The sequence below is a fragment of the Paraburkholderia sp. genome, assembly GCF_049581445.1.
Lineage (GTDB): Bacteria > Pseudomonadota > Gammaproteobacteria > Burkholderiales > Burkholderiaceae > Paraburkholderia.
In genome coordinates this window covers 1-14451 of sequence record NZ_JBAURZ010000009.1, presented here as the reverse complement: position 1 = coordinate 14451, position 14451 = coordinate 1, and the positions used below count along the sequence as shown (strand labels likewise).

The following is a 14451-nucleotide window of genomic DNA, read 5'->3' as shown; positions in this document are numbered from 1 at the left end:
CCCGTGAGCATGGCGTCCAGTGTGCCTTCGCCACCGTCGGCCATCGGGCACAGGCGCACGGTGGCGTCCGGCCGCGCACGCGTGATGCCGGTGGCGATGGCTTGTGCGACCAGCTCGGCACTAAGCGAACCTTTAAAAGAATCGGGAGCAATGACGACGACGGGCGCGGACGACGGGTTCGGCATAGTGTCTCTTGATGGTTGGAATCGTTGCGATGACGGTGCGAGCGGGCGTGAGCCACAACGCGTTCGTTAGCTTATCAGCATGCTGCCCGCGGCTGAATAGGCTGATTGGCATAGCCGGCATGGGGTGCTCCGATGCGGTCAAACGGTGCGGTAAGCCGGCCAAACGGCCAGAAAACGTACAAAAATGGGCGCGAAACATCGAATCCCGGCTAAGCGCGCGAATAGTTTGCTAAAATATTCGGCTCTTTAGCCCCAAACCGTGCTGCCGGTGGCCTGCAAGCCCGCGGCGCAGGCGCCCGACCGATGCGAAGCGACATCGTGAGGCGGCACGCAGAAGATAACTGATTCGCTCGAATAATTTTAGGACGATTGAAGCCATGGCTAACGTTGTTGAAAACCTCGGCAAGCTCGAACGCCGCGTCACGATTTCCCTGCCGAAGGATGCCGTGCAGAAGGAAGTGGATTCGCGTATCCGCCAACTGGCGAAGAACGTGCGCATGCCGGGTTTCCGCCCGGGCAAGGTGCCGCTCAAGATGGTCACGCAACAGTATTCGGGCCAGGTGGAAGCCGAAGTGCTGAGCGACAAGGTCGGCAAGGAATTCTTCGACATCAGCCGCGCTGAAAACCTGCGTGTAGCGGGTCAGCCGAGCTTCGCGCCGAAGGTCGACGCGGCAGAAGGCGACTACGCTTTCGACGCAACCTTCGAGGTGTATCCGGAAGTGAAGCTGGGCGACGTCGCTACGGCTGAGATCGAGCGCACCACGACCACCATCAGCGAAGCGGAAATTGACCGCACGCTGGAAATTCTGCGCAAGCAGCGCGTGCACTTCCACGCTCGCGGCGAAGCCGGCGAGCATGGCGACGGCGGCGCGGATACGGCAGCCAAAGACGGCGACCGCGTGACGGTTGACTTCGTCGGCAAGATCGACGGTGAAGCGTTCCAGGGCGGCAGCGCCGACGATTTCGCGTTCGTGCTCGGCGAAGGCCGCATGCTGCCGGAATTCGAAAAGGCAGCGCTTGGCCTGAAGATCGGCGAGTCGAAAGAATTCGATCTCGCGTTCCCGGCCGACTATCACGGCAAGGACGTGGCCGGCAAGACGGCCCAGTTCACGATCACGATGAAGAAGATCGAATGGCCGCATCAGCCGGAGATCGACGGCGAATTTGCGAAATCGCTCGGCATCGAAGACGGCGATCTGGTCAAGATGCGCGCTGAAATCAAGGACAACCTTGAGCGTGAAGCGAAGCGTCGCACGCAATCCATCGTCAAGAATCAGGTGATGGACGCGCTGCTGAAGATTTCGGAACTCGACGTGCCGAACGCGCTGATCGAACAAGATCAGCAGCGTCTCGTGGAAATGGCCCGTCAGGACCTGACGCAACGTGGCGTGCCGAACGCCGCTGACGCGCCGATCCCAGCTGAAATGTTCAAGGAGCAGGCTGAGCGCCGTGTGAAGCTGGGCCTCGTGCTGGCTGAACTGGTCAAGGCCAACGAACTGCAGGCGAAGCCGGAGCAGATTCGTGCCGAAGTCGACGAATTCGCGAAAAGCTACGAAGACCCGAAGGAAGTCGTCCGCTGGTATTATTCCAACCAGCAGCGCCTTGCAGAAATGGAAGCGTATGTCGTTGAAGCCAACGTCGTCGATTTCGTCCTCAGCAAGGCCAAGGTGACGGACAAGGAAGTGAGCTTCGAAGAACTGGCAAGCGCAACGGCGCAAGCGTAAGCGTCGCTGCAACGGCGTGCCGGCTGTCGGAGCGACGGCCTGCACGCCGTTTTTTTGTGCCACGTGGTTCCATCGCGGGTTGCGCAGGGGTTCGCGCACTTGAATACTGCGTCGTCGTACTCACCTGTCCGGTATCTGATAAATATTCCCAGACAAGGATCCATTGCATGACCTTTCGCGCCCAAATGCTGGACACGTTGACCTCCCAGTCGTCGCGGGATCTCGAAGCGCAGGCGCTCGGCCTCGTGCCGATCGTCGTGGAAACGAGCGGCCGCGGCGAGCGTTCGTATGACATCTACTCGCGTCTGCTGAAAGAGCGCGTGGTGTTTCTGGTCGGCGAAGTGAACGACCAGACGGCCAACCTCGTCGTTGCTCAATTGTTGTTCTTGGAAAGCGAAAATCCGGACAAGGACATCAGCTTTTACATCAATAGCCCGGGCGGATCGGTTTCCGCCGGTATGGCGATCTACGACACGATGCAATTCATCAAGCCGGACGTGTCGACGCTGTGCATGGGGCTCGCAGCCAGCATGGGCGCATTCCTGCTGTCGGCGGGTGCCAAAGGCAAGCGTTTTGCATTGCCGAACGCGCGCGTAATGATTCACCAGCCGCTCGGTGGCGCCCGCGGCCAAGCCTCGGACATCGAGATTCAGGCCCGTGAAATCCTGTATTTGAAGGAAAGGCTGAATCAACTGCTGGCGAATCACACGGGTCAGCCGGTTGAACGCATTGCCCGCGACACCGACCGCGACAACTTCATGTCCGGCGATGACGCTCAGGCGTATGGCCTGATCGACCAGGTGTTGCACAAGCGTCCATGATCTGGTGCGTTTTCGCCCCAGCATGGTGCCCGTATCGGGCGCCTTTATTGGGGTGAAAACGGCGGCAGACATGGTGTGAAATAATCAGACTCGTCCGAGCGCCTGCGGCAAGCGCCGTCACAGCTTTTGCTCATTTGCCCCGCCTGCGAGGCAGGGGCAAACGGCGTATCATGTAATCGAGTGTCCGGAGGCTCACACATCTATGGCGGACAAAAAAGGTTCTAACAGCGAAAAGCTGTTGTATTGCTCGTTTTGCGGCAAGAGCCAGCATGAGGTTAAAAAGCTGATTGCGGGCCCCTCGGTATTCATCTGCGATGAATGTATCGACCTGTGCAACGAGATCATCCGCGACGAGGCTGCTGGCGCGGGTATTGAGGCAGGCCTGTCGAAGTCCGATCTGCCGAGTCCGCAGGAAATCCGCGAAATTCTCGACCAGTATGTGATCGGTCAGGAACGCGCAAAGAAGATTCTTGCTGTGGCTGTGTACAACCACTACAAGCGCCTTAAGCATCTCGACAAGAAGGACGAAATCGAGCTCTCAAAGAGCAACATTCTGCTGATCGGCCCCACGGGTTCCGGCAAGACTTTGCTCGCCCAGACGCTCGCGCGTCTTCTTAACGTCCCGTTTGTCATTGCCGACGCAACGACGCTGACGGAAGCCGGCTATGTCGGCGAAGACGTCGAGAACATCATTCAGAAGCTTCTGCAGAACTGCAACTACGAAGTGGACAAGGCCCAACGCGGCATTGTCTACATCGATGAAATCGACAAGATCAGCCGTAAATCAGACAACCCGTCCATTACCCGCGACGTATCCGGTGAGGGCGTGCAGCAGGCTTTGCTGAAGCTGGTTGAGGGCACGATGGCGTCGGTGCCGCCGCAAGGTGGTCGCAAGCATCCCAATCAGGACTTCATCCAGGTCGACACCACCAATATTCTGTTCATTTGCGGCGGCGCGTTCGACGGCCTCGAAAAGGTCATCGTCGACCGTACGGAAAAGACCGGCATTGGTTTTGGGGCCAGCGTGAAGAGCAAGCAGGAGCGCGACGCCGGCGAAGTGCTGCGCGAAGTGGAGCCGGAAGATCTGATCAAGTTCGGTCTGATTCCTGAACTGATCGGTCGTCTGCCGGTGGTGGCCACGCTCGGCAAGCTCGATGAAACGGCGCTGATGAAGATTCTCGTCGAACCGAAGAATGCGCTCGTCAAGCAGTATCACAAACTGTTCAACATGGAACGCGTTGAACTTGAGATTCGCCCCGGTGCATTGCAGGCAGTCGCGCGCAAGGCCATTCGCCGCAAGACGGGCGCTCGCGGTCTGCGCTCGATCCTGGAACAGGCCTTGCTCGACGTAATGTATGAGCTGCCGGCGATGAAAGGCGTTAGCAAGGTCATCATCGACGACAACGTTATCGACGGCGACGGTAAACCGCTGCTGATCTACGAAGACGCGCCGAAGGTCGCGGGTTCGAACTGATCGGCTTTAAAGGTTTTGCGAAAAAAGCCGTTCATGGCAACGTGGACGGCTTTTTTGTTTATCTTGGGTTAGGATGGTTGTGTTTCCTTTGGAGTCACTGAACTTTTCCCACACGCGGAGGCCTTGTAATCGTTTTTGCAGACCTCACCTATCGAACGAACTGATACCACTCATGGGGAAATGAAATGTCAGGAACCCAACTCCTTCCGCCGGAACGCACTACGCTCCCGCTGCTCCCGCTGCGTGATGTAGTCGTTTTCCCGCACATGGTGATTCCGCTCTTCGTAGGCCGCCCGAAGTCGATCAAGGCTCTCGAAGCAGCAATGGAAGGCGGCAAGCACATCATGCTCGTCGCCCAAAAGACGGCTGCCAAAGATGAGCCGACCGAAAAGGACATGTACGAAGTAGGGTGTATTGCCAACATCCTGCAAATGCTCAAGCTGCCTGACGGTACCGTGAAGGTGCTCGTTGAAGGCTTGCAGCGCGCGAAAACGCTCTCGATCGAAGAGCAGGAAACCCAGTTTTCGTGTGAAGTCATGCCGCTCGAACCCGACCACGCCGACAGCGCTGAAACTGAAGCGCTGCGCCGAGCAATCGTGTCGCAGTTCGACCAATACGTGAAGCTGAACAAGAAGATCCCGCCGGAGATTCTGACCTCGCTTTCGGGCATCGACGAAGCCGGCCGTCTGGCCGACACGATTGCGGCGCATCTGCCGCTCAAGCTCGACCAGAAGCAACACATCCTCGAGATGTTCCCGGTCATCGAACGCCTCGAGCATCTGCTCGCGCAACTCGAAGCCGAGATCGACATCCTGCAGGTTGAAAAGCGCATCCGTGGGCGTGTGAAGCGCCAGATGGAGAAGAGCCAGCGCGAGTACTACCTGAACGAACAGGTCAAGGCCATCCAGAAGGAACTGGGCGAAGGCGAAGAAGGTGCGGATCTCGAAGAGCTCGAGAAGCGCATTACCGCCGCGCGCATGCCGAAGGAAGCCAAGAAGAAGGCTGATGCCGAGCTGAAGAAGCTCAAGCTGATGTCGCCGATGTCGGCTGAAGCGACGGTCGTGCGTAACTACATCGACACGCTGATCGGCTTGCCGTGGCGCAAGAAGAGCAAGGTCAACAACGACCTCTCGAATGCGGAGCGGGTGCTTGACGAAGACCACTTCGGTCTTGAGAAAGTCAAAGAACGCATTCTCGAATATCTTGCTGTCCAACAACGCGTGGACAAGGTGAAAGCGCCGATCCTGTGCCTCGTTGGGCCTCCGGGTGTTGGTAAGACGTCGCTGGGTCAATCGATTGCACGCGCAACGAATCGCAAGTTCGTGCGCATGGCACTCGGTGGCGTGCGCGACGAGGCCGAGATTCGCGGCCACCGTCGGACCTACATTGGTTCGATGCCTGGCAAGATCCTGCAAAGCCTGACTAAAGTCGGTGTGCGCAATCCGCTGTTCCTGCTCGACGAAGTCGACAAGATGGGCCAGGATTTCCGCGGCGATCCGTCGTCGGCTCTGCTGGAAGTGCTCGATCCGGAACAGAACCATACGTTCGCCGATCACTACGTCGAAGTCGACTTCGATCTGTCGGATGTGATGTTCGTGGCGACGTCGAACTCGCTGAACATTCCGCCGCCGTTGCTCGACCGGATGGAAGTGATCCGTCTGTCGGGTTACACGGAAGACGAGAAGGTCAGCATCGCGCAACGTTACCTGTTGCCGAAGCAGAAGAAGAACAACGGCCTCAAGGATACCGAGGTCGATGTCACTGAAACGGCTATTCGCGACATCATTCGTTACTACACGCGTGAAGCGGGCGTGCGTTCGCTCGAGCGTGAAATTTCGAAGATCTGCCGCAAGGTCGTGAAGATGCTTCTGCTGAAGAAGGCGGCGGGCGCAGTGAAGGTCGACGGCAGCAATGCCGACACTTTCCTCGGCGTGCGCAAGTACGACTTCGGTCTGGCCGCGAAGGAAAATCAGGTTGGCCAGGTTACGGGTCTCGCGTGGACGGAAGTGGGCGGCGATCTGCTGACCATCGAAGCCGCGGTGATGCCGGGCAAGGGCAATGTGATTCGCACGGGTTCGCTGGGCGACGTGATGAAGGAATCCGTTGAAGCAGCGCGCTCGGTGGTTCGTTCGCGTTCGCGTCGTCTGGGCGTCAAGGACGAAGCCTTCGAGAAGCAGGACATTCACATTCACGTGCCGGAAGGCGCGACACCGAAGGACGGTCCGTCCGCCGGTATCGCGATGACGACTGCGCTGGTGTCGGTGTTGACCGGTATTCCGGTGCGTGCCAACGTCGCGATGACGGGCGAAATCACGCTGCGTGGTGAAGTGCTGCCAATCGGCGGTCTGAAAGAGAAACTGCTTGCGGCGCATCGTGGCGGTATCAAGCTGGTGCTGATCCCGGAAGAAAACGTCAAGGACTTGACGGAGATTCCGGACAACGTGAAAAACGCGATTGAGATCGTGCCGGTCCGTTGGATCGACAAGGTGCTGGAACTCGCGCTCGAACGTGTGCCCGCTGCTCTGCCGGAAGAAGAACCGAAGCCGGCTACGCCGGTTGCGGCCGAACCTGGTAAAGACGCCGCGACTGATGTCGTGAAGCATTAAGTGACGCGCTCAGTGACATACTGAGCTAACGCGCACTGCAGTCTGTGTGCAAAAAAACCCGCGGCATTGCCCGCGGGTTTTTCTTTTTGGGGTGTCGTCCGAATTAGCGCAAATCCGGCGCGTTTTCCCACCTATTGAACTTAAACCTGTAACGCCGCAAAGCGACGTGTCCCCGCCGGTAGCACCGGCAATATTTCGTTATGAAATATGTTTCGTCGACGTCCTCTAATCCGGCGCAACCCTGCTTGACACAGGGGTTTCGGCCAATTCTAATTGGCGGGCCCGGTTTTTTGGCCGTGCTGCGTTGAGACCCGGCGTAATTACGCGCCATCAAGATTTTCCAATAACATTCTCGGGGGCTTGAATGAATAAAACAGAATTGATCGATCACATCGCGCAAGAAGCCGACATTTCGAAGGCGGCAGCAGGACGTGCGTTGGATGCTGTGATCGGTGGAGTCAAAGGCACGTTGAAGAAGGGTGGTTCGGTTACGCTGGTGGGCTTCGGTACCTTCGCAGTTGGCAAGCGCACCGCACGGACCGGACGCAATCCGCGCACAGGCGCAGCGATCAAGATCAAGGCAGCCAAGGTGCCCAAATTTAGGCCTGGCAAAGCGCTAAAAGATGCGCTAAACTAATCGACTTGCTGCATAAGGGCGTCGCAGTTTAGGCGGGATTAAGTTAGGGCGAAAGCCTTAGTTGAAAAACGTGAAACACGGCGGGACTTAAGGCGGCAGATAGGTAGTGCGCAGAATCGCGGAGCGGGTGCTTAGCTCAGTTGGTAGAGCGGCGCCCTTACAAGGCGTAGGTCGGGAGTTCGAGCCTCTCAGCACCCACCAGCTTCCGGTTCAGCAGCAGTCAGTATTAGGAGTGGTAGTTCAGTCGGTTAGAATACCGGCCTGTCACGCCGGGGGTCGCGGGTTCGAGTCCCGTCCACTCCGCCAGTATCCTTGAAAGGCGAACTCCGGTTCGCCTTTTTTATTGCCCGCTGTTGTAATATCGGGCGTTCCGTTTTTGGCATCCTTAACGCATGCTCGATTTTTTCCGCAATCACAAACGCCTGATGATGTTCATGCTCATCCTCGTCATCGTGCCGGGGTTGGGTTTTGTGGGTATTCAAGGCTTTCGCGGCTTCTTTGACGAAAGCGCAAATGTCGCCAGCGTCAATGGCCACAAGATTACCCGTGCTGCATACGACGACTCGATGCGTCAGCAACTGGACCGCGCGCGTCAGGTGCTCGGTGCGCAGTTCGACATGAAGGCGTTCGACACGCCCCAGCGTCGCAAAGAAATGCTCGACGGTTTGATCGAACAACGGGTCCTTGCCGACGAAACAAACCGCCTTCATCTGACCGCGTCGGATGACGCTGTGCGTCGCGCCTTGATGAGCGATCCGGTGATTTCGTCGTTGAAGAATCCTGACGGTTCGATCGATGTGAATCGCTACAAGGAACTGCTCGCGATGCAGGGCATGACGCCTGATCAATATGACGAGCGGATGCGCTACACATTGGCTAGTGAGCAGTTGCCCGGCAGTATCGAGGGCAGCGCCTTTACGTCCAAAACGCTCGCACAACATCTGACGGAATTGTCCGAGCAGCAACGTGAAGTGCAGGCTCTAGCCTTCAATCCGCATGATTACGCGGCGAAGGTGCAGCCTACGGACGCGCAATTGCAGGCGTACTACGACGCGCATCGCAACGAGTTCGCCACGCCGGCTACGGCGACGATCCAGTACGTGGTGATGTCGCCTGAAGCGCTCGCTGCAGCGATCCAGCCCACGGACGCCGATCTGAAGAAGTACTACGACGACAACATCGCGCATTACCAGACCGATGCGCAGATGCGTGCGAGCCTGATCCTGATCTCCGTGGCGCCTAACGCGAGCGCGGCCGACAAGACGGCGGCCAGGCAAAAGGCGGACGGCTTGCTGGCGCAAGTGAAGGCGCATCCGGACGACTTCGCCAAGATTGCCGAACAGAGCTCGCAGGATCCGGCCTCGGCCTCGAAGGGCGGCGATCTCGGCTACTTCGGTCACAAGATGATGGCGGGCGGTCAGGCATTCGACGACGCGGCGTTCAAGCTGAAGAAGGATGAAATCAGCGACGTGGTATCGACGGATGTCGGCTATCTGATCCTGAAGGCGACGGACGTGAAGCCGTCCGTGACGCAGCCGTTTGACACGGTGAAGGACGCGATCACGAAGGATCTGACGGCGCAGATGGCAGCCAAGGCATTCAGCGACGATTCGGATGGCTTTACGTCGGTGGTCTACGAGAAGGCGAAGAGCCTGCAACCGGCCGCTGACAAGTACAAGCTGCAGATCCAGACCGCTACCGTCACGCCGCAGCCGAACCCCGCGCTGCCGCCGACGAGCCCGCTGAACAGCGCGAAGTTTCTGAGCGCAGTGTTTGCGAACGACGCCGTGCAGGCGCGTAACAACACACAAGCCATCGACGTCGGCGGCAACACGTTGATTGCCGCGCACGTCACTGACTACAAGCCGGCTGCAGTCCCTCCGCTGGATATTGTCAAGGATGCAGTGCGTCAGAAGGTCATTGCTGTTCAGGCCGATGAGCTGGCGCATAAAGACGGCGCAGCGAAGCTTGCCGAACTGCAGAAGTCGAATGCGACCACGGATTTCGCAGCACCGCTGAAGGTCTCGCGCAACGACGCGCAAGGGCTGACGCCTGCTGCAGTGAGCGCGATCTACAAGGTGGATGGGCAAAAGCTGCCCGCATACGTGGGCGTCGATCTGGGCGACAGCGGCTATGCGATCTACCGCGTCAATGCGGTGTTGCCTGGCGCGCCGATCGATCCGCAACGTCTCGCTGCCGCACAGCAACAGTTGGCGCAGGTCGAAGCGCAATCAGAGATGAGCGCGTACATCGATGCCTTGCGTGCCCGCTCGAAGGTCAAGTTCTACGGTTCGCTCGATAGTGGGCAATCGGACTCGGGTGGTAATTGATCGCCCGCATTTATCGACTCCACTGGGCGATTCACTCGGGCGCAATACCAGACGTCGCGCCTGAGGTCTGATCTCCCTTTGCAAAAAAACCCCGCATGCGCGGGGTTTTTTCTTATCCGGCGAGCATGCCCCCGAATCAGCTGCTAGTTTGAAGGCTAGCGTGGAAACTGCATGTACGCCGGGCAAGGCGCCTCAATCACGCTTAGAGACAGCCGCTGATCGCGCCGGTGGCATCGCTGCCCCCACCGCCACCCGAGCGGAAGCCGACCCACGAGCCCGTACCCGTTCCTGGGCGTACCACAGCAGCGGCGCCGGTCGGCGGTTGTTGACCCGGAACATACACGTCCATGGCTTGATCATTGGCCATCGTGTTCTGCGAGACGACCTGCTGTTGACTAGCGTCGGCCCATTTCTGGGCGATACATTGCGCGACGGCCTTAGGGGGTTGCTGGCTTTGTCCGACGGACTGCACGCCAGCTGGCGGTTGAGCGGCACAGGCAGAAATTGCCACGGTCAAAGCGATTAACGGTAGGTATTTCACGTCCTCTCCTCACATTAGCGCTCAGAATCGAGCCGGGTTTCGCGTTTAGCGAAAGTGTCAGATCGACACCCACGACACACGTTCCCCGTTCGTTCGCGACAAGTTGTAAGGGTTTGTCAGTGAGGGGAAGTAGTGTGCAGCAGTGGTTTGAGTGTCGGCCACACGTTGTCAAGTAGCACGGGCTGTGCCTGCTGATTTGGATGCATCTGGTCCGCCTGGAACATGTCGGGCTTGTCGGCGATACCCGCGAGGAGGAATGGCACGAGTGCAACGTGAAACTCCTGCGCGAGCTTCCCGTACAGCCCGTGGAACTTTTGTGTGTAGTCGGGGCCGTAATTAGGTGGGACGTACATGCCGATGAGTACGACCTTCGCATGTCCTTGTTGAGCCTGTTCGATGACCGTGCGCAAGTTGTCTTCGGTCGTCGCGAGCGGCACGCCGCGCAGTGCGTCGTTGGCGCCAAGTTCAACGATCACGATGCTGGGTTTGAGCCGTTGCATCAACTCCGGCATGCGGGCGCGTCCACCGCTTGTGGTGTCGCCACTGATGCTTGCATTGGCAACGCTATAATTAATCCGCTCGTTGGCCAGGCGCTGGCGCATCAATTCAACCCAGCCGGTGTCGCGCGGCAGGCCATACTCAGCGGAGATACTGTCGCCCAGCACCACAATGACAGGCTTACTCGCCTCGGGTGTGTTGGCGGCGTGCACGGTCAATGGTATCGAGGCGGCAACGAGCACCAGGCCGAACGATGCATTCAGCGCAGCCAGGCTCACTTTCAATCTACGCTTCACCATGCAAAAGAAAACTGATCCAGTCATCGAAGTGCGGGGGTTGTGTAAGAGGGTTAAGGATGCAACGGGAGAACTGACGATTCTCGATGATATCGATCTTTCGATCGAAGGCGGCAGCAGTGTCGCGATCGTCGGTGCATCCGGCTCGGGCAAGTCTACTCTGCTAGGTTTGCTCGCGGGTTTGGACAGCGCGACCTCGGGGTCGGTTCGATTGCTGGGCCAGGAACTCACCCAGTTGAGCGAAGACGAACGCGCTGCATTGCGCAACGGTTCCGTCGGTTTCGTGTTCCAGTCGTTTCAGTTGATGCCACATCTCACGGCGCTCGAAAACGTCACTTTGCCGCTGGAGTTGCAAGGCGGTGTCGGCTCGCGCGACGCCGCAACGCGGGCGCGCGGGCTGCTCGAGCAGGTGGGCCTTGGGCAGCGTACCCGTCATTATCCGAAGCTGCTGTCAGGTGGCGAGCAACAGCGCGTCGCTTTGGCGCGGGCCTTCGTCACGCATCCGGCCATTCTGTTTGCCGATGAGCCCACCGGTAGCCTTGATGCCGCAACGGGGCATGCCGTGATCGATCTCATGTTTGAGATGAATCGGGCGAATGGCGCTACGCTGATTCTGGTGACGCACGACATCGAGCTTGCACGCCGCTGCGACGCGACGGTGACGATCGAGGCGGGGCGTCTCGTTTCGGGCTGAGCTCGCGCCAATACCCATCCGGGCGGTGCAAAAAAAACGGGCCGCAGAAGCGACCCGCCTTATCTCGAATGCAGAACCGACCATCAAGCCGTCTGCATCGACACCATCACCATCACCATCACCATCACCATCACCACACGCGGCATGTTCAACCCTTCAACGCCGCCCGCGCCCGCGCGATGAGTGCGGAGGTCGACGAGTCGTGTTTGCCTGCATCCGTACTGGCCGCAGTCAAGTCCGCCTCGACCACCTTGCCGAGGATCTTACCCAGCTCGACGCCCCATTGATCGAACGAGTTGATGTTCCAGACCGTCCCTTGTACCAGCGCCTTGTGTTCGTAAAGCGCGATCAGCGCGCCGAGCGAGCGCGCCGTCAGCGCCTCGAGAATCAGCGTGCTGGTGGGGCGGTTGCCGGGGAATACGAGGTGCGGTGCGAGTTCCGGCTTGTCCGGGCCTGCCACCTTCTTCGCTTCCTCCAGCGTGCGGCCGAGCATCAGTGCTTCGCTCTGCGCGAAGCAGTTTGCCAGCAGCTTCGGGTGGTGGCTCACCAGCGGATGCTCGGGTGTGAGCACGGCGATGAAATCGATCGGCACGAGCGTCGGGCCCTGGTGCAGCATCTGGAAGAACGCATGCTGACCGTTGGTGCCCGGTTCACCCCAGGTCACGGCCGCGGTCGGATAGTCGACCATCGCACCGTCGAGGCGCGCGGACTTGCCATTGCTCTCCATCTCCAGTTGCTGGAGATACGACGGCAGGTAGTGCATCGCCTCGGAATACGGCGCGACCAGATAGCTCTGCGAGCCAAAGAAGTTGCGATACCAGACGCCGATCATGCCCAGCAGCACCGGCAGATTATTCTCGAGCGGTGCGTCGCGGAAGTGCTGGTCCATCTCGTTTGCGCCGGCCAGCAGTTCGTCGAACTGTTTCGGCCCAATCGCGATCATGATGGACAAGCCGACGGCCGACCACAACGAGTAACGACCGCCGACCCAGTCCCACATCTCGAAGACGTTTTCCTTCGCGATGCCGAACTTGACGACCTCAGCCGGGTTGGCGGACACACCCACAAAGTGCTTGGCCAGCGCGCTTTCCGGACAGCCCTTTTCCAGGAGCCAGTCGCGCATGGAACGCGCGTTGGTCATGGTTTCGAGGGTGGTGAAGGTCTTCGAGACGATGATGGCGAGCGTCTCTTCGGGATCGATCTCCTGCAGCGTGCGGTACAGATCCGCGCCGTCGACGTTCGACACGAAGTGGCTCGTGATCTCCGGTGCGGCGAGGTGATGCAGCGCGTTCACCACCATTTTCGGACCGAGGTCCGAGCCCCCAATGCCGATATTCACAACGTAGCGAATCCGCTTGCCGGTGTAGCCGGTCCACGCACCGCTGCGCACCTGGTCGGCGAACGCCGCCATCTTGGCGCGCTCGGCCATCACCTCGGCGTGAAATGGCGCCTTCGGATCGGTGGCACGCAACGCCGTGTGCAGGACGGCGCGGCCTTCGGTCGGGTTGACGATCTCGCCTGCGAACATCGCGTCCCGGCGTTTTTCGACGCCGGCTTCGCGCGCCAACTGGACGAGCAGCTTAAGCGTTTCGTCGGTGATGCGATTCTTCGAGAAGTCGGCCGATAGACCGCCGCCGGCGAACGCGAAGCGCTCGGCACGAGTAGGGGCGGGGTCGTTCGCGGGGGAGAACCAGTCGCGCATGTGCTCATTGCGAATCTGTTCGTAATGGCTTTGCAGCGAGGACCAGGCGGGCAGCGATTTCAACGTCATGATCTTCCGTCTAACGAAGGGACACGAAGGGAAGGCATTGCGCAGGGCGCAGCCGGGGGATGTTCTGACACACCGTCGGGCCTCGGGTTCGCTCGGGTTCCCGGCCGGTCGGCGTAGTGATTCAGTATAGCGGCCTTGGCGCGAAGGGGGCAGTGTCGCAAGCAGCTTGTCCAGATAGCGAGACGGTACGGCGTGATGGGCGACAGTGTAAGGACATGGAAAGGCGAGGGTGGCGGGCAGGGCCCGCACCGCATATCGGGCCCGAGGCGGCAAGCCGCAGCCTATGAACTGCAAGCCGCAAGCCGCAAGCCGCAAGCCGCAAGCCGCAAGCCACGGACCACGGACCGTGAACCGTGAACCGTGAACCGTGAACCGTGAACCGTGAACCGTGAACCGTGAACCGTGAACCGTGAACCGTGAACCGTGAACCGTGAACCGTGAACCGTGAACCGTGCGTCAGGAAGCGATAACGACCGGCAGTGAATCACGGGCAACAATGCTTAGCCATCAATGCACAGGCATCAATGCTCACGCACCGAACCATACCTCTCAACCCTGTGCCGATTCCCCCGGATAAAACATACGGTTCAGCAGGGTGCGCACCATTGGCGCGAGCTCACCCGCCGTCATCCCTGCCGGGCCCTTCCCCTGAGCCGACAAGGTGTCCGCGGCGAGGCCATGCAGATAGACTCCCGCCAATGCAGCTTCATAAGGCGGCAAGCGTTGCGCCAAAAGCGCGCCGATAATGCCCCCCAGCACGTCGCCAGTGCCGCCGGTCGCGAGCGCCGCATTACCGGTTGGATTAATGGCGACGCGTCCGTCCGGCGCGGCGATGACAGTTCCCGTGCCCTTCAGTACGATCACACTGGCAAAG

General features: G+C 59.3%; 12 protein-coding genes and 2 tRNA genes. 9 read left to right on the top strand and 5 right to left on the bottom strand.

Annotated elements, in window-relative coordinates:
- A partial coding sequence (locus WCA85_RS00400) for a glycerate kinase (RefSeq protein WP_424060978.1) occupies positions 1 to 185 on the bottom strand: 185 nt, incomplete at its 3' end.
- A 377-nt stretch (positions 186 to 562) separates the two neighbouring features.
- Between WCA85_RS00400 and tig the strand changes: the two genes are divergently transcribed.
- The 8 genes from tig to WCA85_RS00360 all read left to right on the top strand — a co-directional run bounded on the left by tig (position 563) and on the right by WCA85_RS00360 (position 9777).
- On the top strand, positions 563 to 1909 hold the full coding sequence (gene tig, locus WCA85_RS00395; RefSeq protein ID WP_424060977.1) for a trigger factor: 1347 nt from the start codon (positions 563 to 565) through the stop codon (positions 1907 to 1909).
- Positions 1910 to 2076: 167 nt separating this feature from the next.
- Positions 2077 to 2730 carry an ATP-dependent Clp endopeptidase proteolytic subunit ClpP gene (clpP, locus tag WCA85_RS00390; RefSeq protein ID WP_424060975.1) on the top strand — a complete coding sequence of 218 codons (654 nt, stop codon included), beginning with the start codon at positions 2077 to 2079 and terminating at the stop codon, positions 2728 to 2730.
- A 202-nt stretch (positions 2731 to 2932) separates the two neighbouring features.
- Positions 2933 to 4204, top strand: coding sequence for an ATP-dependent Clp protease ATP-binding subunit ClpX (clpX, locus tag WCA85_RS00385; RefSeq protein WP_424060974.1), 1272 nt, complete (start codon positions 2933 to 2935; stop codon positions 4202 to 4204).
- Positions 4205 to 4389: 185 nt separating this feature from the next.
- Positions 4390 to 6810 carry an endopeptidase La gene (gene lon / locus WCA85_RS00380; protein WP_424060973.1) on the top strand — a complete coding sequence of 807 codons (2421 nt, stop codon included), beginning with the start codon at positions 4390 to 4392 and terminating at the stop codon, positions 6808 to 6810.
- A 364-nt stretch (positions 6811 to 7174) separates the two neighbouring features.
- Positions 7175 to 7447 carry an HU family DNA-binding protein gene (locus tag WCA85_RS00375; RefSeq protein WP_091794386.1) on the top strand — a complete coding sequence of 91 codons (273 nt, stop codon included), beginning with the start codon at positions 7175 to 7177 and terminating at the stop codon, positions 7445 to 7447.
- Between the two features lie 125 nt (positions 7448 to 7572).
- Positions 7573 to 7648: transfer RNA gene (locus WCA85_RS00370), tRNA-Val, on the top strand.
- A gap of 28 nt (positions 7649 to 7676) precedes the next feature.
- A tRNA-Asp gene (locus tag WCA85_RS00365) sits at positions 7677 to 7753 on the top strand.
- Positions 7754 to 7839: 86 nt separating this feature from the next.
- The gene (locus tag WCA85_RS00360; protein WP_424060971.1) at positions 7840 to 9777 is read left to right on the top strand and encodes a SurA N-terminal domain-containing protein; all 1938 of its coding nucleotides are present in this window, start codon (positions 7840 to 7842) and stop codon (positions 9775 to 9777) included.
- Positions 9778 to 9979: 202 nt separating this feature from the next.
- Here WCA85_RS00360 and WCA85_RS00355 read toward each other — a convergent pair whose 3' ends face one another.
- Entirely contained in the window at positions 9980 to 10318 is a 339-nt protein-coding gene (locus WCA85_RS00355) for a hypothetical protein (RefSeq protein ID WP_424060970.1), read from the bottom strand.
- 116 nt (positions 10319 to 10434) lie between these two features.
- The gene (locus WCA85_RS00350) at positions 10435 to 11115 is read right to left on the bottom strand and encodes an arylesterase (RefSeq protein WP_424060969.1); all 681 of its coding nucleotides are present in this window, start codon (positions 11113 to 11115) and stop codon (positions 10435 to 10437) included.
- Between WCA85_RS00350 and WCA85_RS00345 the strand changes: the two genes are divergently transcribed.
- Positions 11114 to 11806: an ABC transporter ATP-binding protein gene (locus WCA85_RS00345; RefSeq protein WP_424060967.1), complete on the top strand. Its 693-nt coding sequence runs from the start codon at positions 11114 to 11116 to the stop codon at positions 11804 to 11806. The two genes, WCA85_RS00350 and WCA85_RS00345, sit on opposite strands and share 2 nt — an antisense overlap.
- 148 nt (positions 11807 to 11954) lie before the next feature.
- On the opposite strand, the gene pgi is transcribed toward WCA85_RS00345, so the two are convergent.
- The gene (pgi, locus tag WCA85_RS00340) at positions 11955 to 13577 is read right to left on the bottom strand and encodes a glucose-6-phosphate isomerase (protein ID WP_424060966.1); all 1623 of its coding nucleotides are present in this window, start codon (positions 13575 to 13577) and stop codon (positions 11955 to 11957) included.
- A gap of 549 nt (positions 13578 to 14126) precedes the next feature.
- The coding region (locus WCA85_RS00335; RefSeq protein WP_424060965.1) for an ADP-dependent NAD(P)H-hydrate dehydratase at positions 14127 to 14451 on the bottom strand (325 nt) is incomplete at its 5' end.

Coding starts and splice junctions, on each gene's coding strand:
- WCA85_RS00350 (WP_424060969.1), bottom strand. CDS start 11,115: ATGGTGAAGCGTAGATTGAAAGTGAGCCTGGCTGCGCTGAATGCATCG.
- WCA85_RS00345 (WP_424060967.1), top strand. CDS start 11,114: ATGCAAAAGAAAACTGATCCAGTCATCGAAGTGCGGGGGTTGTGTAAG.
- WCA85_RS00375 (WP_091794386.1), top strand. CDS start 7,175: ATGAATAAAACAGAATTGATCGATCACATCGCGCAAGAAGCCGACATT.
- clpX (WP_424060974.1), top strand. CDS start 2,933: ATGGCGGACAAAAAAGGTTCTAACAGCGAAAAGCTGTTGTATTGCTCG.
- clpP (WP_424060975.1), top strand. CDS start 2,077: ATGACCTTTCGCGCCCAAATGCTGGACACGTTGACCTCCCAGTCGTCG.
- pgi (WP_424060966.1), bottom strand. CDS start 13,577: ATGACGTTGAAATCGCTGCCCGCCTGGTCCTCGCTGCAAAGCCATTAC.
- lon (WP_424060973.1), top strand. CDS start 4,390: ATGTCAGGAACCCAACTCCTTCCGCCGGAACGCACTACGCTCCCGCTG.
- WCA85_RS00360 (WP_424060971.1), top strand. CDS start 7,840: ATGCTCGATTTTTTCCGCAATCACAAACGCCTGATGATGTTCATGCTC.
- tig (WP_424060977.1), top strand. CDS start 563: ATGGCTAACGTTGTTGAAAACCTCGGCAAGCTCGAACGCCGCGTCACG.